This window comes from Pacificispira spongiicola, from assembly GCF_012926505.1.
GTDB classification, from domain to species: domain Bacteria; phylum Pseudomonadota; class Alphaproteobacteria; order UBA8366; family Aestuariispiraceae; genus Pacificispira; species Pacificispira spongiicola.
Window position 1 is genome coordinate 227,175 of the sequence record NZ_JABBNT010000005.1, and the last position, 19,528, is coordinate 246,702.

Genomic DNA, 19,528 nt, shown 5'->3' on the forward strand with positions numbered 1-19,528 from the left:
TCATGCCGATGAAATTGAGCCGCGCCGCCTATGCCGACATGTATGGTCCGACCGTGGGCGACCGCGTCCGACTGGCCGATACCGAACTTGTCATCGAGGTTGAAAAAGACTTCACAACCTACGGGGAAGAAGTGAAATTCGGCGGCGGAAAAGTGCTGCGCGACGGCATGGGCCAGGCCCAGACGACGCGCGCGCAAGGCGCCGTCGATACCGTCATCACCAACGCCCTGATCGTCGACCACTGGGGCATCGTGAAGGCCGATGTCGGGCTGAAGGACGGTCGTGTCGTCGCCATCGGCAAGGCCGGGAACCCGGATGTCCAGCCGGGAGTCGATATCATCGTCGGCCCCGGCACGGAAGCCATCGCCGGGGAAGGCAAGATCCTGACGGCGGGTGGGTTCGACTGCCACATCCACTTCATCTGCCCGCAGCAGATTGAGGACGCGCTGATGTCCGGCGTGACCACCATGCTGGGCGGCGGCACCGGCCCGGCGACGGGCACGAATGCCACAACCTGCACGCCCGGCCCCTGGCATATCGCCCGCATGCTGCAGGCGGCGGACGGTTTCCCGGTCAATCTGGCGCTGTCGGGGAAGGGCAACAGCGCGAAACCGGAGGGGCTGGTCGAACAAATCCTGGCCGGGGCCTGCGCCCTGAAATTGCATGAAGATTGGGGTACAACGCCGGGCGCAATCGACAATTGCCTTGCCGTCGCCGACGACTACGACGTTCAGGTCATGATCCATACGGATACGCTGAACGAAAGCGGTTTCGTCGAAAACACCGTTGCATCCTTCAAGGGCCGCACCATCCATGCCTTCCATACCGAAGGCGCGGGCGGCGGGCATGCACCGGACATCATCAAGGTCTGCGGGGAAACCAACGTCATCCCCTCCTCCACCAATCCGACGCGCCCTTACACGGTCAATACGCTGGAAGAACATCTGGATATGTTGATGGTCTGCCATCATCTGGATTCCGGTATTCCGGAGGATGTGGCCTTCGCGGAATCGCGTATCCGCAAGGAAACCATCGCGGCGGAAGACATCCTGCACGATCTGGGCGCGTTCTCCATCATCGCATCGGACAGTCAGGCCATGGGCCGTGTCGGGGAAGTCCTGATCCGCACCTGGCAGACCGCCGACAAGATGCGGCGTCAGCGCGGCCGACTGCCCGACGAAACCGGACAGAACGACAATGTCCGCGTGAAACGCTATATCGCGAAATACACGATCAACCCTGCCATCGCGCATGGCATGTCCAAGGAAATCGGCTCTGTCGAGGTCGGCAAGCGTGCCGATCTGGTCCTGTGGTCGCCCGCCTTCTTCGGTGTGAAGCCGGATATGGTACTGATCGGCGGAATGATTGCCGCCGCGCCGATGGGCGATCCCAATGCATCCATCCCGACGCCGCAGCCGGTGCATTACCGCCCGATGTTCGGGGCCTTCGGCAAGGCGACCGGGGCGATCGGCGCGACCTTCGTTTCCGCCGCGTCCATCGCCGATGGACTGGCCGACCGACTGGGCGTCGAAAAGACGCTGCTGCCGGTCGAAAACACGCGGTCCGGCATTTCCAAGGCGTCGATGATCCACAATACGGCCACCCCGCAGATCGAGGTCGATCCCGAAACCTACGAGGTCCGGGCCGATGGGGAATTGCTGACTTGCGAACCGGCGGAGGTTCTGCCCATGGCACAGCGTTACTTCCTGTTCTAGAGTGGGACGATGTTGAGAGCGGACACAGTCGTCTCCAAGGGAGACTGGGCGGGCGATCCGGTCGACACGGTCAGCCTGGATTTCGATTCCCGGCACCGTCGCCGGATCACCATGACCGGAACGAACGGCCTGAAATTCCTGATGGATTTGCCGCGTCCGGTGGCCCTCGCCGCGGGCGATGCACTGAAGTTGGAAGACGGCACCTACGTCGCCGTTGTCGCGGCACCGGAGGCCTTGCTGGAAATATCCGCCCCGACGCCGTTTCTTATGACCCGGATCGCGTGGCATCTGGGCAACCGTCATTTACCGACGGAAATCGCGGAAGACCGGTTGTTCATCCGCTACGACCATGTGATCGAGGCGATGCTGGCCGGGCTGGGCGCCCTGACCGCGCGGGTCGACCGTCCCTTCCAACCGGAAGGCGGCGCTTACGGGCAGGGCCGCGTGATGGGACATGATCACAGCCACGATCATTACCATTCTCACGATCAGGGACACCACCACCATCACCATGACTGACGGCAATGCCCTTTTGCGTTTGATGACCTGGATGTCACCGGGTTTCCCGGTTGGCGCCTATACCTATTCCCACGGTATCGAATGGGTCGTCGAATCCGGCGACATCAAGGACGGTGACGACCTGACCGCCTGGATCGGCGATTTGCTGGAAAGCGGATCGGGGCGCAGCGATGCCGTCCTCTGCGCGTTGGCCATGCAAGTGGACGCCGATCTGGTCGAACTGGCGGAACTCGGCCTCGCCCTGTCCCCGACGGAAGAACGCCTGCTGGAAACGGAAGCTCAGGGTCAGGCCTTCATCCGGGCCGTAAAATCCGGATGGCCGGACCTTGTACCCGATCTGCCGAACGGCACTGTCCTTCCTTACCCCGTGGCGGTCGGATCGGTGGCCGCGGCCTCCGGCATTCCGGCGCGGCAGGCGCTTGCCGCCTATCTGCACGCCTTTGCGGCCAATATCATTTCCGCCGGGGTCCGGCTGGTTCCCTTGGGGCAAAGCGACGGAGTCCGTGCCCTAGCCACGCTGGAACTCGCCATCGATAAATTGGCGCTATGGGCCTGCGGGGCGACGATGGACGACCTCTGGTCCTTCTCCCCGCTCAGCGACATCGCCTCCATGAAACACGAAACACAGTATACGAGGTTGTTCAGATCATGACGAAAACCCACGGTCCCCTTCGCGTCGGTATCGGTGGCCCGGTCGGCTCCGGCAAAACCGCGCTGATGGAGGTACTGTCCCGCGCCATGTCGAAGAAATACGACCTCTGCGCCATCACCAACGATATCTATACCAAGGAGGATGCCCGTATCCTGACGGAAACGGGCGCGCTACCCCCGGAGCGTATCATGGGGGTGGAAACCGGCGGCTGTCCGCATACGGCCATCCGGGAAGACGCGTCGATCAACCTCGCCGCTGTCGATACGATGAATGAAAAGTTCCCCAATCTGGACCTGATCCTGATCGAATCCGGCGGCGACAATCTGGCCGCCACTTTCTCCCCCGAACTGGCGGATATCACGATCTATGTCATCGACGTATCGGCGGGCGAGAAAATCCCGCGCAAGGGCGGGCCGGGCATCACCCGGTCGGATCTACTGATCATCAACAAGATCGACCTTGCCCCGCTGGTCGGCGCCAATCTGGATGTGATGGACCGCGACGCCAAACGCATGCGCGGCGACCGCCCCTTCCTCTTCACCAATTTGAAGAAGGAAATCGGCCGCGACGACATCATCGCCTTCATTGAAGAGGCCGGTGGTTTGGAATCCCGCGAGGCGCAATCAGCCTGACCGCGCGAAGCGGCCTGGCGGCATTCCGACATGGCGGCTGAAAGCGGTGCTGAACGTACTGGCGGATCCATATCCAATTCGCCGGGCTACCTCGTCCAACGCCACCTGACCGGAGCGGAGCAAATCCTTCGCCACCGCCATACGCCAGGCGTGAAGGTATTCCATAGGCCGCATTCCGACGATGCGCGAAAAGCGATCGAAAAAGGCAGACCGCGACAATCCCGCGACAGCCGCCAAATCTGAAACCGTCCAGGCCCTTTCAGTATCGCCATGCATGCCGTGCAATGCCTTGGCGACTCGCGGGTCTGAAAGACCGCGCAACAGGCACGGCGGCATGTCCTGCCCCGGTGCGGCCCGCAATGCTTCTATCAGCAGGATTTCCACCAGACGCGACAGAACTAGATCGCGCCCTGCACGGTCTTCTTCCGCTTCTGCGCCAAACATCGATACGAGCGCGGTCAGCCTGTCGAGGCCGTGAATATGAATCATAGTGGGCAGCAGCGACACCAGGAGATCGGCATCGGGAGACTCAAACGTGAAATAGCCGCCGCGCAGGCGCACATCCGGCGGTCCGTCGGCCCGTCCGTGGCGTACCTCATCCTTATGATCCCGCGCTGCTTGCATCGCGTCCAAATGCTTGGGTTGCGCCGGATCCAGGCTGGACATTGTGAAGGCCGGTGTCGCCGGCAGGAGGACGAAATCCCCCTTGGATAGAACGACGGGCCGTTCCCCCTCCACGGAAAGGCGGCACTGCCCTTCAACAACGGCGCAGAATCCGGGATGGCCAAACGCGGAATAACTGACAGCCCACCGGCCCGCGCCGCTGACTCCTTTCGCGAAGATGGCCTGCGGACGCAGAAGCTGGATGATTTCGACAAGTGGATCGGACAATTTCGGACTATCTCCAATATTATTCGGACTTATGATTGATGTTAGTCCAGTCTATCGCCGCTATCTTCCCGTCGTCAACTGAACCGATAGGGAAGAAGGACCCCATCATGAAAACCGTCCTCATTACCGGCTGCTCGTCGGGCTTCGGCCTGGAAACAGCCCGCCACTTCCATACTCAAGGATGGAATGTCATCGCCACCATGCGGAATCCGAAGGAAGGAATACTGCCGGAATCCGGCCGCATGCGCATACTGCCCCTGGATGTAACCAATCCAGCCAGCATTGCAGAAGCCGTCCAGGCCGCCGGTGACGTCGACGTTCTGGTCAACAATGCGGGGATCGGTATCGTCGGTGCCTTCGAAGCGACGCCAATGGACTACATTCGCAAGGTCTTCGAAACCAACACATTCGGCGTCATGGCGATGACGCAAGCGGTGATCCCGCGATTCCGTGCCCGTCGATCCGGCACCATCGTCAATGTGACTTCCAGCGTAACCCTGGCCGCCATGCCTTTGGCCGCGGCGTATACGGCCAGCAAGACCGCCATCGCGGGCTTCACCGGATCCTTGGCGCATGAATTGGCGGCATTCGGGGTACAGGTGCGGCTCGTCGCCCCCGGCTACGCACCGTCGACCCAATTCGCTCATAATTTGGATATCTCGGTCGAGGACCTCATCCCGGAATCCTACGCCGCCTTCGCCAAACCGATTTTCGAGAGTTTTGCGAAACCCGGACTGATCACGACGGAAACCGATGTGGCGGAGGCCGTCTGGACAGCGGCGACGGACACCGGCGATCGGCTGCTATATGCCGCCGGTGCCGATGCCGCCGCGCTGATCCGCGACTAGAGTCAGGCCGCCATTTCGACGGATAGGTCGGAAACCGCCAGGGCCGCCTGCGCGGCTTCCCGGCCTTTCTGGACGAAATGTTGCTTGAAGATGCCGATATGGTGGTCGGTTTCCTGGAAATGATGCGGGGTCAGCGAGACGGACAGGATCGGAACTTCCGTCTCCAAACCGGCCTGCATCAATCCGCTGACCACGGCTTGGGCGACGAAGTCATGCCGGTAGATGCCGCCGTCGACGACAAGGGCCGCCGCCGCGACCGCCGCATATCGACCGGTCTGCGCCAGTTTCTTGGCCAGCAGGGGCATTTCGAAGGCACCGGGCACATCGAAGACGTCGACCTGTTCCGACGGGATAATTTGCTGAAATCCGACCAGTGCCTGATTGACGATATCGGCATGCCAGTTGGCTTTAATGAAGGCATATCGGGTGTGTGTCATTTGGGACTCCTCGGTTAGCGACACGTCACCCAAGGCGATCCCAAACGTCACGGCCCGCCGGTCGCGGGTCGTGCGTTGGTTCTCTTTCATCCGGACTATGACCGTCGGCCCGAGACTCTCACTCGGTCTGCTGGACCCTTCCCCTTTGATGAACAACGGAGAAGGCGCTCGCGGGCTTACAGATTTCGCTGCTTACCGCCGGTGGGGATTTCCACCCCGCCCTGAGAACGGCGGCACTATGACCGATGCTGCACAGGCGGGGCAAGCCTTATGACAGGAGATCCCCTATGCCAGCGGCTAAAAGGCCGGTCAGGTCGATCCCATTGCTGGCATGCGGGATCGTGTTGCAGGTCACGATCTGCCCGGTCCCCGCATTGGACAGGGCGCGGTAGGCGTCCCCCGCGAAGACCGCATGCACGCCGACGCAGATTGGCGGCGCCATGCCCGCCCGTTTCAGATGGCCGACTGTTTCGATCATCGTGCGCGCGGTGGAGATGATATCGTCGATCAGGATCGGCGTATGGTCGCGCCACGCATCGACATCGGGGACGGAGACGTCCACGTCCCGGTCGCCGTGCCTTGTTTTCAGCAGGACCGTATGCGGACAGCCGACTTCCTCCGCCACCGCGGCGACCCATTGTTCGCTTTCGCCGTCGGGACCGACCAAGACGGGATTCTCCACTTCTTCTCGAATCCAATCCGCGATGGCGCCGGCCGCATGCAGCGTCGCGGTCGGCATGGTGTAGATTTCGGACAGGCTCGTCCGGCGATGAAGATGCGGGTCGACCGTCGCCATCCAATCGAACCACCCGTTCAGGACCGATGCGAAATGGGTGGAGGTTACCGCCTCTCCCTCCTGAAACCGCTTATCTTGACGCATATAGGCCAGATAGGGGGCGACGAGCCCGATCCTTTCGGCACGCAACTCCTTTGCCGCCCCTGCCGCGAAAATCAACGGCAGAAGCTTCCCGTCCGGCCTGTCCAACGTGCAGACGAAAACGACCGACCGCCCGGCAACCGGCGTGGCGAGCCGGATATAGCTTTCGCCGTCCGGAAATTGCCGTGTTTCGACCGCGCCGACTTCCCCGTCCAGTTGGTCGGCGAGGGAATGCGCCAAGGCCTCGTTTTCCGGCATCGGCAGGATCAACGGCTTCATGCGTCTTCCGTCCCTATTTCGATCGTTTGCGGATGATTGCGGAAATAGTCGAGGGCATAGTTCAACTCCCCCTTCGAATCCGCGTGCAGCGTGACCAGGGGCTCCCCTTTCGTCACGCGTTGCCCCAATCGACAGGCCATGACGAGACCGGCTGCCTTGTCTTCCGGCGCACCGGCCAGTTTCGCGGCCCGACTGAGCCGTCGATTGTCGATACGAACGACCGATCCGCTCGCCGGGGCGGGGATAATTTCCTGAAACTTCGATCGCGGCGGCGTCCGCATGCCGCCCTGGGCGTCGCAGATCGCCTGAAACTTCGCCCAGGCCCGCCCACTGCTCAAGACTTCTCCCGCCATCGCGCTCCCCTCGCCCGCAGCCGCGCGTCCGGCGGATTCCAGCAAGGACCCGGCCAGCAGGACGGCCCGTTCGCGCAGATCCTGCGGCGCATCCGCCTCGTTCTGCAAGACGGCCAGCACGTTCCAGGCTTCCAGGGCCGGGCCGATGCCGCGTCCAACGGGCTGCGTCCCGTCCGTTTCAACGACATGGGCGTTGATGTCCAGAGCCGCCGCCGTGGTCAGCAGGCTTTCGCCCAGGGAGGCCGCGTCCTGACGGCTGCGCACCTTCGCTGTCGGACCGATGGGCAGGTCGAGCACCAAATGCGTGGCGCCCGCCGCCGCCTTCTTGGACAGAACGGAGGCCACCATCTGTCCCTCGCTGTCGATATCGAGGGCGCGTTCGACGCGGATCAGGATATCGTCCACGGGGCTGAGATCCGCCGCGCCGCCCCAGGCGATGCAGCCACCTTCCTTTTCTACCACGCGGCGCAGATCGGCGAGGCTGAGTTCGACCGGGGCCAGGGTTTCCATCGTATCCGCCGTCCCGGCAGGCGATGTGATGGCCCGCGACGAGGTTTTCGGCATCATCAACCCGCAACAGGCGACGATAGGCACAATGATCGGCGTCGTCCGATTGCCGGGCAATCCGCCGACGCAATGCTTATCGACGATGGGTGACACGCCCCAGTCCAACCGTTTGCCGACATCCACCATGGCGCGGGTCAGGCCGATGACTTCCGTCTGGTTCAGTCCCCGCGCGGAACAGGCGGTGATGAAGGACGACAGTTGGATATCCGAATACCGGCCTGCCACGATATCCGTCAGAATTTCGTTCATTTCCGGGTCGGTCAGCGTGTGGCCGTAGATTTTTGCCCGAACGTGGCCCAGCGAATCCACCGGGCTGGGATGTTCGACGTAGATTGGGTCGCCTTCCGCCACACCCAGCCGTATCCAGGCCGATTCGGACAGGCTCGCCTGCCCCTGCGCCAACATGCCGTCCGTCGTCGTGTTCAACGTCGCGATGATCGAATTGCCGTTGGCCCGCACGCGAACACGGGCATGGGCGGTGAACCCCTCCGCTCGGCAGATATGGCAATCCTTGCGCATATAGATGACCGCCTCATCATGGGTATCGATCCCCAGACGTTTCAGCCTCAACCCGTTACGCGCAGTTTTGGAACCGTGTGAAGTCATGGCGGTGCATTAAACCAGATCGTAACCATCACGGAATTCGGGAACCGTGCACTCCCAGCCCAATTCTTCCTCAATCCGCAGGCGAAGGGCGTCCGACGCCTCCGGTTCGCCGTGGGTGATGAAGGTCATGCGCGGCGGTGCCTCGAAATTCTTCAACCAGCCCAGAATTTCGTCCGCATCCGCATGGGCGGACAGCATGTCCAAATTGTCCACATCCGCCCGGACGGCATGATAGCTGCCATGGATCTTTATCTTCTGCGCGCCGGTAACCAGGGCCCGACCCCGCGTGCCGCCCGCCTGGAACCCCGCGAACAGCACGAAGTTCCGGCGATCGGGCAGATAGCGTTTCAGATGGTGCAGGATACGCCCGCCGGTCGCCATGCCGCTGGCCGACACGATGATCTTCGGCACGATATTCTCGTCCAACCGCTTCGATTCCTCCGGCGACCGGACATAGGTCGCGACCTGACAGGTCTCCCGGCTTTCCTCCTCCGTCAACCGATGATCCTTGCGGTACTTCCAGAACAGCTCGCTGGCGTCGATGGCCATCGGACTGTCCAGATAGACCGGCAGATCGGGAATGCGCCCTTCCTTCTTCAGCCGGGAGATATGATAGAGCAGCATCTGCGACCGGCCGACAGCGAAGGACGGAATCAGGACCGTACCACCGCGCTGTGCGACCTTGTTCACGATTTCCGCGATGCGTTCTTCCGCGTCGGCCTTGTCGTGCAAACGGTTGCCATAGGTGGACTCCACCACAAGGTAATCCGCCTGTTTCACCGGTGTCGGGTCGACCATGGTGGCGGAGCCCGGCCGCCCCAAATCGCCGGAAAGCAGGATTTTCGCCTGCGGCGTATAAACCTCGATCATCGACGCGCCCAGAATATGCCCGGCGGGCAGAAAGCGGACGCGCAGACCGTCGCCGAGTCTCAGGTCTTCCTCGAATTTCTGGGCCCGGAAGTGCTCCAACGCCAGTTCTGCGTCTTCTTCGGTATAGAGCGGCACGGCGGGCTTGTGCTTCGAATAGCCGTAGCGGTTTGCCTGCTCCGCCTCCCGCTCCATCAAATGGCCGCTGTCATGCAGGAGCACATCGCACAATTCGCAGGTCGGCGGCGTGGCATAGATCGGCCCGGAATAGCCGTCGCGCACAAGGGCGGGCAAATAACCCGAATGATCGACATGCGCATGGGTCAAAAGCACCGCGTCGATCGATTTCAGATCGACGGGCAACGGCGCCCAGTTCCGCCGCCGCAACTGCTTGAATCCCTGAAACAGGCCGCAATCGATCAAGATGCGCCGATCGCCCGTATCCAGAAGGTATTTGGACCCGGTCACCGTCCCCACGGCGCCCAGGAAAGTCAGATCAACCGCCATGCGTTTTACCCGCCATATCATTGTTTTAACGACAGGGTCCCCGCTTTGCCGGTATCCTGCAAGGGATATCGCTGCGGCGAAGTCGCATAAGAGTTTGGAACAGTGGCGGGAATCAAAAAAGCAGCGCCCAAGCGCTGCTTCGAAAATGGCTCCGCGGGTAGGATTCGAACCTACAGCCGATCGGTTAACAGCCGATTGCTCTACCGTTGAGCTACCGCGGATTAGCCTGTTCTTTTCGCCGTGCCGAGCCCCCGAATTGGCGGCTCCGCGTCGGTGAGCGGGCTTATAGCAATCGCGCCGGAGCTTGCCAAGACCGGAAAATCGACCGGGAAATATTTATTTCATATTCCCGGTTAGGCTTCGTTAAGGAATTTAGCGGATAGTCGCCTGCGGGGTGGGATTACGGTTGTGTTCGGGCGGGAGAATGCCGTTGGCGTCGCTGCGAAGCTGTCGTGTCCCGGATAAACAAAGCTGAGAGTATGAGCATTGGCCATGAGCAATCCGCAATCACGTCGTCCCTTTTCCGCCGAACGCCGCGCCGGTCTTCCCGCAGGAGGTAACGGACGCGCATATCCCGTCGATACAACCGCGCCGGTAGGGGATGTCGCCACGTTGGTGAGCGAAATCGCCGCGCTGCGCAGCGAGATGGCGGCGATGCGGACCCAGATGGAAACCGGTGTGAAACCGACGGCCCCCTCGCCGTCGGGAGACGGATCGGAAATTGTGGCGGTCCAGATTGAAATCGCGCAATTGGTGAAATCCATTGCCAAGGCAAAGGCCGAAATCGCGGCGATCAAACACCCCATGTCGGAAGGCGACAGGCTTCTCGACGCCTCCAACGAACTGGATGCCATTGTTCAGGCAACCGAGATGGCGACCCACAATATCCTGGAAGCCGCCGAGAATATCGAGAAGGAAGCAGCAAACCTGGCCGGTCTCTGCCATGAGGATCAGGATGTCATCGCTGCCACGGAACGAATCGTTGGCCAAGTCGTCCGCGTGTTGGAAGCCAGTAACTTCCAGGACATTACCGGACAGCGGATCAACAAGGTCGTGCAAACCGTTCGATTCATCGAACAGCGTGTGCTGGCCATGATCGACATTTGGGGCGTGGAAGCGTTCGAAGCCCTACCGTTACCGATTTCCGGCGGAGCAGGCGGAACGGACGACGACCTACTGAACGGGCCGCAGTTGGAAAACCAGGGGATTTCCCAGGCGGATATCGACGCCCTGTTCGACTGACCGGATACACATACTGAACACAAAACCCCTCCCCGGAGATCCGGAGAGGGGTTTTTCTTTACTTCGAATCGTCGCTTAAAGGGCGTCCAACTGCGTTTCGATATCGTTCAACAGCAGTTTCAGCTCATTCAACTTCAATCGAACGGAATCGAGTTGCGCCTTGGCCGCCTCCGCCGGGTTTGCCGTATCGGTCGGGCCGAACTCGCCGCTACCGTCCAACAGCCAATGGGCGCTGACACCCAGGATGCCCGCGAGCGTCACGATCCGGTTGGAACGCGGGTCGCGCACGCCGGTTTCCCATTCGTCGATCGTTTCGACCGTCACGCCCAAACGATAGGCGAGGTCTTCCTGGGACCAGTCGAGGGCTTCCCGCGCTTCCTTGATGCGCTGGTTGATCCCCGTATCCTGATCTTCTTTCGTGGCAGTAGCCTGCTGCATGCGCCGATATTCCTTTCTGAAAGTCGCGCTGCCGCCCCACCCGGATCGAACGATCCGGACAGGCCGAACGTCAGTGATTATCGTGGTTTCGATCGTCGGGCGTGTCGTCCTCGAAGAGCACACGATGCGCCGCACCGTCCAAATCCTCGAATTGCCCAGACCGCATCGCCCAGAGGAAGGCCGCCAAACCAAGGGCGCCCAAGAGCAACGCGATGGGAATGAGATAGAGCAATCCGCTCATAACGCGACCAACCTTTTCGGTTCTATTTCGCCCGGGCCGTCGCCCCGCAATTACGCAGAACGGGAGCCGGACGGGTCACTCCCCATCGAAACCGGTGTGGCTTTAAGCCTAGCGGACCCCGCCGAGTCCGTCCAGCCCCGACCCGAAGATTTACCGCCGGGAGAGTTTCCGCCCCGCCGCCAGCCGAGACGCAGCGCATTGCCGATCACGACGATGGAAGACGACGACATGGCGACCGCCGCCAGCAACGGCGTGACGAATCCCGCAAAGGCCAGCGGCACCGTTACGGCATTGTACAGGAAAGCGAGCGCGAAATTCTGCTTCACCAGCCGTTCCGCGTCCCGGGCCGTGTGATACGCCTCCAACACCGGCGCAAGATGGCTACCCTGGAATACGACATCGGCGGCGGTGCGGCTGATATCCGCCCCCGACGCGGGCGACAGAGATACCAGTGCGGCGGCAAGCGCCGGGGCGTCGTTCAGACCGTCCCCGACCATAGCGGGCTTTCGTCCCGCCGCCCGCAGGTCTTCCAGGTACCGCAGCTTGCCGTCCGGCGTGATCCGCGCTTCCCAGGCGTCGATGCCCAGCGCCGACGCCGTCTGTGCGACCACATCGTCCCGATCGCCGGACAGAAGGTGGATATCCATGCCCAGGCGCTTGAATTCGGCGACAACAGCCGCCGCGTCGTCGCGCAGGGCATCCATAAAGGCGAACCGGATTGGTGCCTGACCGGGACGCGCATACCAGATTTCCGGACCGGATGTGCTGTCCCCACCGCCTGACGGGACGGCATCCTCCGCAAGCTTCAGGAAGGCGCGGCTGCCCAGTCGATGCAGACCGTCGCGACCTTGCCATTCCAGTCCCGCGCCGGGCACTTCGCGCACGTCGTCCAGCGGGGCGACCCCCGGCCCGGCCGCCGCGACCAATGCCCGCGACAGCGGGTGCAGGCTGGCGGCGGCGATGCCCGCCGCACGCCGGATATCGTCCGGATCGGCGTCTTGGTTCGGTACTAGAACCGGCTGTCCCTTGGTCAGGGTGCCCGTCTTGTCGAAGACCAGCGTGTCGATATCCGCCAGCCTTTCCAGCGCCGATCCGCTTTTCAGCAAAATGCCTTGCCGCATTAAGCGCGAACAGGCGATGACCTGCACCACGGGTACGGCGAGCCCCAACGCGCAGGGGCAGGTGATGATCAGGACCGCAATGGAAATCATCAGGGAATCCTGCCAGATCAGCCCCATCCCGAAGAACCAGAAGATAAACGCTGCCAACGCCATGGTGTGGACCACCGGCGCATACCACCGCGCCACCGCATCCGCGATCCCGACATAGCGGGCGCGGCGCTGTTCGGCGGCTTCCATCAGGCGCGCGATTTCGGCCAGCAAGGTCCCCTCACCCGCCGCATCCACGCGGATCTTCAACGGCGCCGACACGTTCATCGCGCCGGCGAAGACCGAAATGCCGGGACGCACCGCTTCCGGCAGGCTTTCCCCCGTGATCAGTTGCGCATCGACATCCGATTGTCCCTGCAGCACCGTGCCGTCGACCGGGATACGGCTTCCGGCGGGAACGAACACGGTCATGCCCGCTTCCACCGACGACGGCGCCATGGCCTGCAAGCTGCCGTCCGGCAGTAACACCGTTACCGCCGTCGCCGACAGGCCGGTCATCTGTTCGGCGGCGGAACGCGCCTTGCTGCGGGCACGGCGATCCAGGAAGCGACCGATCAGAAGGAAGAACAGCAGGGTCACCGCTGAATCGAAATAGGCATGTTCCGCCGCGCGCAGGGTTTGAAACACGCTCATCCCCGTCGCCAGCAACACGGCGAGGGAAATCGGCACGTCCATATTCGTTCGCCCCGCGCGGATCGCGGTCAACGCGCTGTCGAAGAACGGACGTCCGGCGTAAAAGACCGCCGGAACCGCGACCAACGCGGATATCCAATGCAGCAGCGTGCGCGTCGCCGGGCCCATATCCTGATATGTTCCGGCCCAGACCGCGACCGACAGCAACATGACATTCGCGGCCGCGAAGCCGGCCACCGCCATGGCGCGCAGCAATTGCTTGTCTTCCTGATCCCGGCCTTCCTGCAACGCCGCAGGATCGTACGGCACAGCCCGATAACCGAGGAGGTCGAGTGTCGCAATCAGATGTTCCGGCGCGACCCGTTCCGGATCGTAGGTGACCTTCAATCGCCCGGTGGACAGGTTGACCCGCGCCTTGGAGACCGCCTCTTCCTTCAAAAGGGAACGCTCTATCGTGGAAATGCAGCCGCCGCAGGTGATCCCCTCCACCATCATGTTGAGGGTTATATGGCCGTCGGGTTCGGCGATCAGGTAAGGGTCCAGCGGTCCCAGACGACCGCGCACGGCGTCGGTGGCGTCTGCGTCCGGTCCTTCGACCAGCGGCGCGCAGCATCCTCCGCCGACCAGAGTTCCCATCAGAAATTCTCCGGCTTCAGGAATACACGTTCGACCGTTTGATGGGTTTCCTCGCCGTGCCAGACGAGACGGCGCAGATTCCAGGCCCCCGCCTCCGCCAGATCGACGGTTCCGACATAAAGCCCCGGCTCAACCTCCGACAGTTCCGCGCGGGAATCGATGCCGTAATGTGTCGGCCGTTCGAACGACGCCACCACACGCGCGGCGCGCAACGGTTCGCCCGCCTTGTCGGAAATGCGGATCGACACGGCGAAGCGACCGGGTTGTCCCACCGGCGCGATCGAGCTGTCTACCGTCCAATGCAGGGCGTTCTGCGTGCTGACCTCTTCCAGGGTTTTATTGTAGTCCAACCCTTTCAGATAGGAATTCGGCGTTTCCAATCCCGTCCACGTGGACAGCGCGATGTAGATCATGATCCCGTTCGCGATCAGAACAACGCCAAAGAATGCAAAGAAGATCAACGGGATACGGCTGCGCCGCGTCGGTTGTGTCGGTTCCGTCATGGACATGCTCATCATTCGGCCCCTTACTTTTCAGGTCCGCGGAAGCGGGCTTCGAAGTCGCTTTCCACGGGTCCGCCGAAAACGGAGCCATCGTCGGCGACATTTTCGATCAGAACGAAATTGAAATCCATCGTCGTATCGCTCAAGGCCGATTCTGGAATGGTCACGAAGGCCTTGACGGTTCTAACGCTGTCTTCGGCAACGACCAGATCGGTTTGCTGCCCTTCGGTATCCTGGCCTTGCAACGCGATCTTGAAGTCCGGCAGGCCGTTCACCGTCAGGATGAAATAGCGCGGACGCAGTGTCTTGTTCAGGATGCGCAGGGTAAACCCGTTGCGGATGGACCCGTCCTTCAGCTTCACGAAGATCGGGTTCCGATCCGGAATGACGGACATGTCCAGATGCGACCGGGTCGCCAAGGTAAAGAAGAAGGCCCCGGCGACGATCGCCATAACGGCCATATAGATGAAGGTGCGCGGCCGGAAGAACCGACGCTTCACCGGTTTTCCTTCGGCCCGGGCATTCTGGCGGTTGACCGAGTCGTAGGTGATCAGATCTTTCGGCAGGCCGACCTTCTCCATCACCGCGTTACACGCGTCGATACAGAGCGCACAGCCGATACATTCCAACTGGTTCCCGTTGCGGATATCGATCCCGGTCGGGCAGACCGCCACGCATTGCCCGCAATCGATGCAATGCCCGCGATCTTCGTAGTTCCCGTCCCGCGCCGGTTTCGCGCGCGGTTCGCCCCGCCATTTCTCGTAGGTCACGATCATCGTGTCCTCGTCCAGCATCGATGCCTGGAAACGCGGCCACGGACACATATAGGTGCAGACCTGTTCGCGCGCGAACCCGGCCAGGGCGTAGGTCGTCGCGGTGAACAGACCGATGAAGAACAGTTGGTTCCCGGTCAGATCGAAATGGATCACGTCGCGCACCAGGGTCGGCGCATCGTTGAAATACATGACCCAAGCCCCGCCGGTCAGCAGCGAGATCAAAATCCAAGACGCGTGTTTCGCCGTCCGCTTCCACAGCTTTTCAAAACTGAAACCGGCCTTGTCCAGGCGGATACGCGCGCCGCGATCGCCTTCAATCAGGCGTTCCACCCACATGAACAAGTCTGTCCATACCGTCTGCGGGCAGGAAAAGCCGCACCAGACCCGGCCCAGCAGCGCTGTCGCGAAGAACAGCCCGACCGCCCCCATGATCAGCAGCCCGGCGATGTAGTAAACCTCCTGCGGCCAAATTTCGATCCACAGGAAATAGGCCCGGCGATTGGGCATATCGATCAGGAAGGCTTGGTCCGGCGCGCTCAATCCCCGATCCCAGCGCAGCCAGGGCGCAATGTAGTAAATCGCCAGCAGGACGATGACGGCAGCCCATTTCAGTTTGCGATAAATACCGGAGACCGATTTCGGATGAATCTTCTTCCGCGCGGCATAAAGCGGCTGATTTTCCGGGTCGAACTCAGGTTCGATCGGACCCGGATTCGGTTCGATCAGCGTTTGGGTGGTGTCGGTCATGTGTCCTCATCCCAATCGGGCTTGCGTCGCATCGTGGCGAGTCAACGGTATGATGCATCACCTATCCGACAGTCCGGTCGACCGTCTTTGCGATGGATCAAACTATCTGAATGCGATGGATATCTTAGCGACGAAGAGGACGTATCGCTAGGATGGAGCCCTGTAACGGATCGTCGCGGGGCCGCATCGGTATCGCGACGATCAAACCTGCAAGACGGGTAAGGTCAGCTCATGACCTCGAAGGCAGCCTGGGAATCGGTCTGCAATTGCTGGACGATCTCGTCGTTGCCCGGCTTCGGTTCGGTCAGATCGCCGATCGCCTCGCAGGTATAGCCCAAACGCACGATGTCCCGGATATAGACGAGGTCCGTGCGTTCCCCGCCCTCGCGTTCCTTACGCAGGATAAAGCGGCGGAAATAGATATCCGTCGAAATTTCCTGATCAAGATTCCGGAAACTGTCGAGATAAGGCTGGATTTCCGGCGGGATCGTATCCTTGGACAGATCGAAGCAATAGGTCTGCACGTCATAGTTCGTGCGCGACAGACGGACCAGGGCACCAGGCGCCTCTTCGAAGTCGTCGCCGTCCCGCTTCAGAAGGTGGATACCCAAGAATTGTTCCGGCTCTTCCGCTGTCCGTTCCTGGAACCACCAGATCGGGCCGTCGAACATGCCAGGGGCGGAAATGTAGTCTTCCGCTGAATCGGACTGAACGAATTCATAGGAAACGTTGATGCGTTCCGCCACCGGCAGGACGACACTCAACTCGTTTTGCAGGTCGAATGTGTTGCCGGAAACCTTCGGATAGGCCTCTGGTTCATCCGGATTGATGGAACAACCCGCCAGCATCAGCCCGCCCGCGACGAACACCGCTGCCCTTTTGAACCCGCACCGCATATGCCCACTCCTGCCTTCCGGTACATCCCACGCGCGGTCGGCGCGGCAATGCATGCCGCCCCCGCACCATTCGCTGATAGGACGATTCTAGTTATTTTCGAAAGCGGAAAAGCGGACTTTATCGCCGGAACGTATGCCGAAACGGTCGATGCTTCCCCCCGGCAGCTCCAAAACGGCGCGCACGCGCCCTTTCGACGGGATCGGCGTCAGGGAATGCGGTACCGCCCGTTCCCGAATGCTTTCCACGGTACCGTCGGATTCGAGGAACAGCATATCCAGCGGGATGAACGTGTTCTTCATCCACATGCTGACACGCTTGTCATACGGATAGATGAAGATCATCCCGTGATCCGGCGCCAATTCGTTCCGATACATCAGGCCGACCTGACGTTCTTCCGGGCTGGTCGCGACCTCCACCTCGAAGACATGCTCCGCCCCGTCCTGCGTGACGATGGTCAGCGGTTCCGTCGGCAGGTCCTGACCTTCCGACTGGGCCCGCGCCAAGCCGGTGAGGCAGAAGACACAAATAAAGACGGTAAGGAGCGCGCGTTTCATCCTTCGCACATAGCAACGCGATCAACGCGAGGCAAGCAGCGACGCACGGACCGTTTCCCGCGTGCTGTCGCGCACCGGACCGTGGTTCGAGGGGTCCAGCAATGTTCGGAACCAGCGGTCCGGCGGCGTCCGGGCGCGGCTGTGCTTCCAATCGAGCGCCCGCAACACGGATTCCGCCGCGTCCGGCAGGGCGTCCGGTACCGAATGACCGTCCAACACCGCCCATATCCCAGCCCAGGCACGCGCCACGGCATAGGGGTTATACCCGCCCCCACCCAACACGATCCGGCGCGGCGCAAGCGGCAGCAAATGGGCGACCGCCATTCGGTAAACGCCGTTCGACAGGGATAGTTTCGACAAGGGATCGTCTTCCAACCCATCGACCCCGCATTGGATCACCAGGGCCTGCGGGGCGACGGCCGACACTTTGGGCAGGATCGCCGTTTCCAGGACATATTGGAATTCGTCATCGTTGAACCCGGCCTCGACCGGCAAATTCATCACCGACGAACCGAGGTCATGCGCGGCGGGCCCGCTGCGCGGCCAAAGGTCTGCTTGATGAAGAGAAATTGTCGTAACCCGGAGATCGTCGCGAAACGCGTCTTCCACGCCGTCGCCGTGATGCGCGTCCAAATCGACATAGGCAATCGGCGCGATCCCCTTATCCAACAGGGTCAGAATGCCCAGCACCGGATCGTTCAGATAACAGAACCCGCTGGCCCGGTCGCGTCGACCGTGATGGGTGCCGCCAGCGGGGCTGTAGACCGTCCCGCCTTCCGCGATCAGGGAGGCGGCGAGAATGGACGACCCCGCCGCCGTAGCGGGTCTGCGGAATACCTCGCCATAGATCGGGTTTCCATTGCGACCGATGTTCCAACGCGCCTTTTCCTCGTCGGACAATCCCTGCCTTTCCGCACGTATCAGCGCGTCGATATAGTCCGGATCATGAAAGCGCAGCAATTGATCGCGTGTCGCCACCGGCCCATCCCGGAACCGGTCTTCCGGCAACCATCCCAGTGCCGCCACCAGATCGGTCACCGCCGCAACGCGCGAGATCGACAGCGGGTGTTTCGCGCCATATCGCGAATGGCGGTAAATTTCCGATGAGATGAAGTAAGGCCGATCGTTCATGTTGCTTTCAGGATGGATTTTGTTCTGTACTACATGCCGTGATCGGTTTCGACGGGGCGGCCCAACGAACCGTGCGGAACAAGTTTGGTATTGGGGAAGTTATGCCGCTTAGCATCGGGTCGCTAGCGCCGAATTTTCGGGCTGAGTCTACACAGGGTGAAATTGATTTCCACAATTGGGTCGGCGATTCCTGGTGTATCCTGTTTGCTCACCCGAAAGCGTTCACATCGGTTTGCACATCCGAACTGGGTGCGGTCGCGCGACTCGAACCGGAATTCGCAAAGCGTGACACGAAGATCGCGTCCCTGTCGGTCGATACGCAGCATTCATACGTCAAATGGATGCAGGATATCGAGCAGACACAGGGACACCGCCCGTCCTTCCCGATGATTTCCGACCCGGATCTGAATATTTCCAAGGCCTACGGTATGCTGCCAGCAAGTGCGCAGGGCCCGGCGGGCGCCCGGAATGCCGGCGACAATATGACGGTCCGTAACGTCTTCGTCATTGCACCGGACAAGACGATCCAGATGATTCAGGTCTATCCCCTCCTCGTCGGTCGGAATTTCGATGAGGTTCTGCGCTGTCTGGACGCGTTACAATTGACCGAACGTCATCCGGTCGCCACCCCGGCCAATTGGAAGCGCGGCGACAAGGTCATGGTCGGCCCTGACCTGTCGGATGCGGAAATCGAGCGCCGCTTCGGCGATACGTCGGATAGGCTGAATTCCTATATCAGCATGATCCCCGATCCCGAAGCCTGATCCGGGAGATCAGTGACACTGCCCCGCAACCGGGGTTTGCGCGAAAA

The 19,528-nt window shown here is 61.3% G+C and carries 20 protein-coding genes, 1 tRNA gene and 1 riboswitch; of the genes, 7 read left to right on the forward strand and 14 right to left on the reverse strand.

What is annotated here, in order from left to right; all coding sequences use genetic code 11:
* Positions 1 to 2 precede the first annotated feature (2 nt).
* From ureC to ureG, 4 genes are read left to right on the forward strand one after another with little or no spacing between them, the layout of a single operon-like run.
* Positions 3 to 1,715 (forward strand): urease subunit alpha, encoded by a 1,713-nt coding sequence (gene ureC / locus HH303_RS16895; protein ID WP_169626548.1) that lies wholly within the window; start codon positions 3 to 5, stop codon positions 1,713 to 1,715.
* 9 nt (positions 1,716 to 1,724) lie between these two features.
* Positions 1,725 to 2,234: an urease accessory protein UreE gene (locus tag HH303_RS16900; protein WP_169626549.1), complete on the forward strand. Its 510-nt coding sequence runs from the start codon at positions 1,725 to 1,727 to the stop codon at positions 2,232 to 2,234.
* Entirely contained in the window at positions 2,227 to 2,886 is a 660-nt protein-coding gene (locus HH303_RS16905; protein ID WP_169626550.1) for an urease accessory protein UreF, read from the forward strand. Before HH303_RS16900 ends, HH303_RS16905 begins: the two co-directional genes overlap by 8 nt.
* A complete protein-coding gene (gene ureG, locus HH303_RS16910; RefSeq protein ID WP_169626551.1) occupies positions 2,883 to 3,518 on the forward strand; it encodes an urease accessory protein UreG in 636 nt (211 codons plus the stop codon). Before HH303_RS16905 ends, ureG begins: the two co-directional genes overlap by 4 nt.
* On the opposite strand, the gene HH303_RS16915 is transcribed toward ureG, so the two are convergent.
* On the reverse strand, positions 3,510 to 4,409 hold the full coding sequence (locus HH303_RS16915) for an AraC family transcriptional regulator (RefSeq protein ID WP_169626552.1): 900 nt from the start codon (positions 4,407 to 4,409) through the stop codon (positions 3,510 to 3,512). The genes ureG and HH303_RS16915 overlap by 9 nt on opposite strands.
* Before the next feature lie 107 nt (positions 4,410 to 4,516).
* On the opposite strand from HH303_RS16915, the gene HH303_RS16920 reads away from it, so the two are divergent.
* A complete protein-coding gene (locus HH303_RS16920) occupies positions 4,517 to 5,257 on the forward strand; it encodes an SDR family oxidoreductase (RefSeq protein ID WP_169626553.1) in 741 nt (246 codons plus the stop codon).
* A gap of 2 nt (positions 5,258 to 5,259) precedes the next feature.
* Here the strand turns inward: HH303_RS16920 and HH303_RS16925 are convergent, their stop codons facing one another.
* The 5 genes from HH303_RS16925 to HH303_RS16945 all read right to left on the reverse strand — a co-directional run bounded on the left by HH303_RS16925 (position 5,260) and on the right by HH303_RS16945 (position 9,971).
* The gene (locus tag HH303_RS16925; RefSeq protein ID WP_169626554.1) at positions 5,260 to 5,694 is read right to left on the reverse strand and encodes a 6,7-dimethyl-8-ribityllumazine synthase; all 435 of its coding nucleotides are present in this window, start codon (positions 5,692 to 5,694) and stop codon (positions 5,260 to 5,262) included.
* Positions 5,695 to 5,768: 74 nt separating this feature from the next.
* Positions 5,769 to 5,927: riboswitch (FMN riboswitch) on the reverse strand.
* A gap of 35 nt (positions 5,928 to 5,962) precedes the next feature.
* On the reverse strand, positions 5,963 to 6,850 hold the full coding sequence (locus HH303_RS16930; RefSeq protein WP_169626555.1) for a ribose-phosphate pyrophosphokinase: 888 nt from the start codon (positions 6,848 to 6,850) through the stop codon (positions 5,963 to 5,965).
* Positions 6,847 to 8,376 (reverse strand): thymidine phosphorylase family protein, encoded by a 1,530-nt coding sequence (locus tag HH303_RS16935; RefSeq protein ID WP_169626556.1) that lies wholly within the window; start codon positions 8,374 to 8,376, stop codon positions 6,847 to 6,849. The genes HH303_RS16930 and HH303_RS16935 overlap by 4 nt, the downstream gene beginning before the upstream one ends.
* A gap of 9 nt (positions 8,377 to 8,385) precedes the next feature.
* Entirely contained in the window at positions 8,386 to 9,750 is a 1,365-nt protein-coding gene (locus tag HH303_RS16940; protein ID WP_169626557.1) for an MBL fold metallo-hydrolase RNA specificity domain-containing protein, read from the reverse strand.
* Positions 9,751 to 9,896: 146 nt separating this feature from the next.
* A tRNA-Asn gene (locus HH303_RS16945) sits at positions 9,897 to 9,971 on the reverse strand.
* A 271-nt stretch (positions 9,972 to 10,242) separates the two neighbouring features.
* On the opposite strand from HH303_RS16945, the gene HH303_RS16950 reads away from it, so the two are divergent.
* On the forward strand, positions 10,243 to 10,992 hold the full coding sequence (locus tag HH303_RS16950) for a protein phosphatase CheZ (RefSeq protein ID WP_169626558.1): 750 nt from the start codon (positions 10,243 to 10,245) through the stop codon (positions 10,990 to 10,992).
* A gap of 75 nt (positions 10,993 to 11,067) precedes the next feature.
* Here the strand turns inward: HH303_RS16950 and HH303_RS16955 are convergent, their stop codons facing one another.
* The 8 genes from HH303_RS16955 to HH303_RS16990 form a co-directional block, all read right to left on the reverse strand.
* A complete protein-coding gene (locus tag HH303_RS16955; protein ID WP_169626559.1) occupies positions 11,068 to 11,430 on the reverse strand; it encodes a helix-turn-helix domain-containing protein in 363 nt (120 codons plus the stop codon).
* Between the two features lie 70 nt (positions 11,431 to 11,500).
* The gene (gene ccoS / locus HH303_RS16960; RefSeq protein ID WP_169626560.1) at positions 11,501 to 11,671 is read right to left on the reverse strand and encodes a cbb3-type cytochrome oxidase assembly protein CcoS; all 171 of its coding nucleotides are present in this window, start codon (positions 11,669 to 11,671) and stop codon (positions 11,501 to 11,503) included.
* 50 nt (positions 11,672 to 11,721) lie between these two features.
* A complete protein-coding gene (locus tag HH303_RS16965; protein ID WP_169626561.1) occupies positions 11,722 to 14,109 on the reverse strand; it encodes a heavy metal translocating P-type ATPase in 2,388 nt (795 codons plus the stop codon).
* Complete coding sequence (locus HH303_RS16970; RefSeq protein ID WP_169626562.1) at positions 14,109 to 14,612, reverse strand: FixH family protein; 504 nt, start codon at positions 14,610 to 14,612, stop codon at positions 14,109 to 14,111. The genes HH303_RS16965 and HH303_RS16970 overlap by 1 nt, the downstream gene beginning before the upstream one ends.
* 23 nt (positions 14,613 to 14,635) lie before the next feature.
* The gene (gene ccoG / locus HH303_RS16975; RefSeq protein WP_169626563.1) at positions 14,636 to 16,135 is read right to left on the reverse strand and encodes a cytochrome c oxidase accessory protein CcoG; all 1,500 of its coding nucleotides are present in this window, start codon (positions 16,133 to 16,135) and stop codon (positions 14,636 to 14,638) included.
* A gap of 224 nt (positions 16,136 to 16,359) precedes the next feature.
* Positions 16,360 to 17,031, reverse strand: a complete 672-nt coding sequence (locus tag HH303_RS16980) for a hypothetical protein (protein ID WP_169626564.1) — start codon at positions 17,029 to 17,031, stop codon at positions 16,360 to 16,362.
* Between the two features lie 87 nt (positions 17,032 to 17,118).
* Positions 17,119 to 17,586 carry a DUF192 domain-containing protein gene (locus HH303_RS16985; RefSeq protein WP_169626565.1) on the reverse strand — a complete coding sequence of 156 codons (468 nt, stop codon included), beginning with the start codon at positions 17,584 to 17,586 and terminating at the stop codon, positions 17,119 to 17,121.
* 21 nt (positions 17,587 to 17,607) lie between these two features.
* The gene (locus HH303_RS16990) at positions 17,608 to 18,717 is read right to left on the reverse strand and encodes an acetoin utilization protein AcuC (protein ID WP_169626566.1); all 1,110 of its coding nucleotides are present in this window, start codon (positions 18,715 to 18,717) and stop codon (positions 17,608 to 17,610) included.
* Between the two features lie 101 nt (positions 18,718 to 18,818).
* On the opposite strand from HH303_RS16990, the gene HH303_RS16995 reads away from it, so the two are divergent.
* Positions 18,819 to 19,481, forward strand: coding sequence for a peroxiredoxin (locus HH303_RS16995; RefSeq protein WP_169626567.1), 663 nt, complete (start codon positions 18,819 to 18,821; stop codon positions 19,479 to 19,481).
* The last annotated feature ends 47 nt before the right edge of the window (positions 19,482 to 19,528 follow it).

Coding starts and splice junctions, on each gene's coding strand:
- ureC (WP_169626548.1), top strand. CDS start 3: ATGCCGATGAAATTGAGCCGCGCCGCCTATGCCGACATGTATGGTCCG.
- HH303_RS16900 (WP_169626549.1), top strand. CDS start 1,725: ATGTTGAGAGCGGACACAGTCGTCTCCAAGGGAGACTGGGCGGGCGAT.
- HH303_RS16905 (WP_169626550.1), top strand. CDS start 2,227: ATGACTGACGGCAATGCCCTTTTGCGTTTGATGACCTGGATGTCACCG.
- ureG (WP_169626551.1), top strand. CDS start 2,883: ATGACGAAAACCCACGGTCCCCTTCGCGTCGGTATCGGTGGCCCGGTC.
- HH303_RS16920 (WP_169626553.1), top strand. CDS start 4,517: ATGAAAACCGTCCTCATTACCGGCTGCTCGTCGGGCTTCGGCCTGGAA.
- HH303_RS16925 (WP_169626554.1), bottom strand. CDS start 5,694: ATGACACACACCCGATATGCCTTCATTAAAGCCAACTGGCATGCCGAT.
- HH303_RS16930 (WP_169626555.1), bottom strand. CDS start 6,850: ATGAAGCCGTTGATCCTGCCGATGCCGGAAAACGAGGCCTTGGCGCAT.
- HH303_RS16935 (WP_169626556.1), bottom strand. CDS start 8,376: ATGACTTCACACGGTTCCAAAACTGCGCGTAACGGGTTGAGGCTGAAA.
- HH303_RS16940 (WP_169626557.1), bottom strand. CDS start 9,750: ATGGCGGTTGATCTGACTTTCCTGGGCGCCGTGGGGACGGTGACCGGG.
- HH303_RS16950 (WP_169626558.1), top strand. CDS start 10,243: ATGAGCAATCCGCAATCACGTCGTCCCTTTTCCGCCGAACGCCGCGCC.
- HH303_RS16955 (WP_169626559.1), bottom strand. CDS start 11,430: ATGCAGCAGGCTACTGCCACGAAAGAAGATCAGGATACGGGGATCAAC.
- ccoS (WP_169626560.1), bottom strand. CDS start 11,671: ATGAGCGGATTGCTCTATCTCATTCCCATCGCGTTGCTCTTGGGCGCC.
- HH303_RS16965 (WP_169626561.1), bottom strand. CDS start 14,109: ATGGGAACTCTGGTCGGCGGAGGATGCTGCGCGCCGCTGGTCGAAGGA.
- HH303_RS16970 (WP_169626562.1), bottom strand. CDS start 14,612: ATGACGGAACCGACACAACCGACGCGGCGCAGCCGTATCCCGTTGATC.
- ccoG (WP_169626563.1), bottom strand. CDS start 16,135: ATGACCGACACCACCCAAACGCTGATCGAACCGAATCCGGGTCCGATC.
- HH303_RS16980 (WP_169626564.1), bottom strand. CDS start 17,031: ATGCGGTGCGGGTTCAAAAGGGCAGCGGTGTTCGTCGCGGGCGGGCTG.
- HH303_RS16985 (WP_169626565.1), bottom strand. CDS start 17,586: ATGAAACGCGCGCTCCTTACCGTCTTTATTTGTGTCTTCTGCCTCACC.
- HH303_RS16990 (WP_169626566.1), bottom strand. CDS start 18,717: ATGAACGATCGGCCTTACTTCATCTCATCGGAAATTTACCGCCATTCG.
- HH303_RS16995 (WP_169626567.1), top strand. CDS start 18,819: ATGCCGCTTAGCATCGGGTCGCTAGCGCCGAATTTTCGGGCTGAGTCT.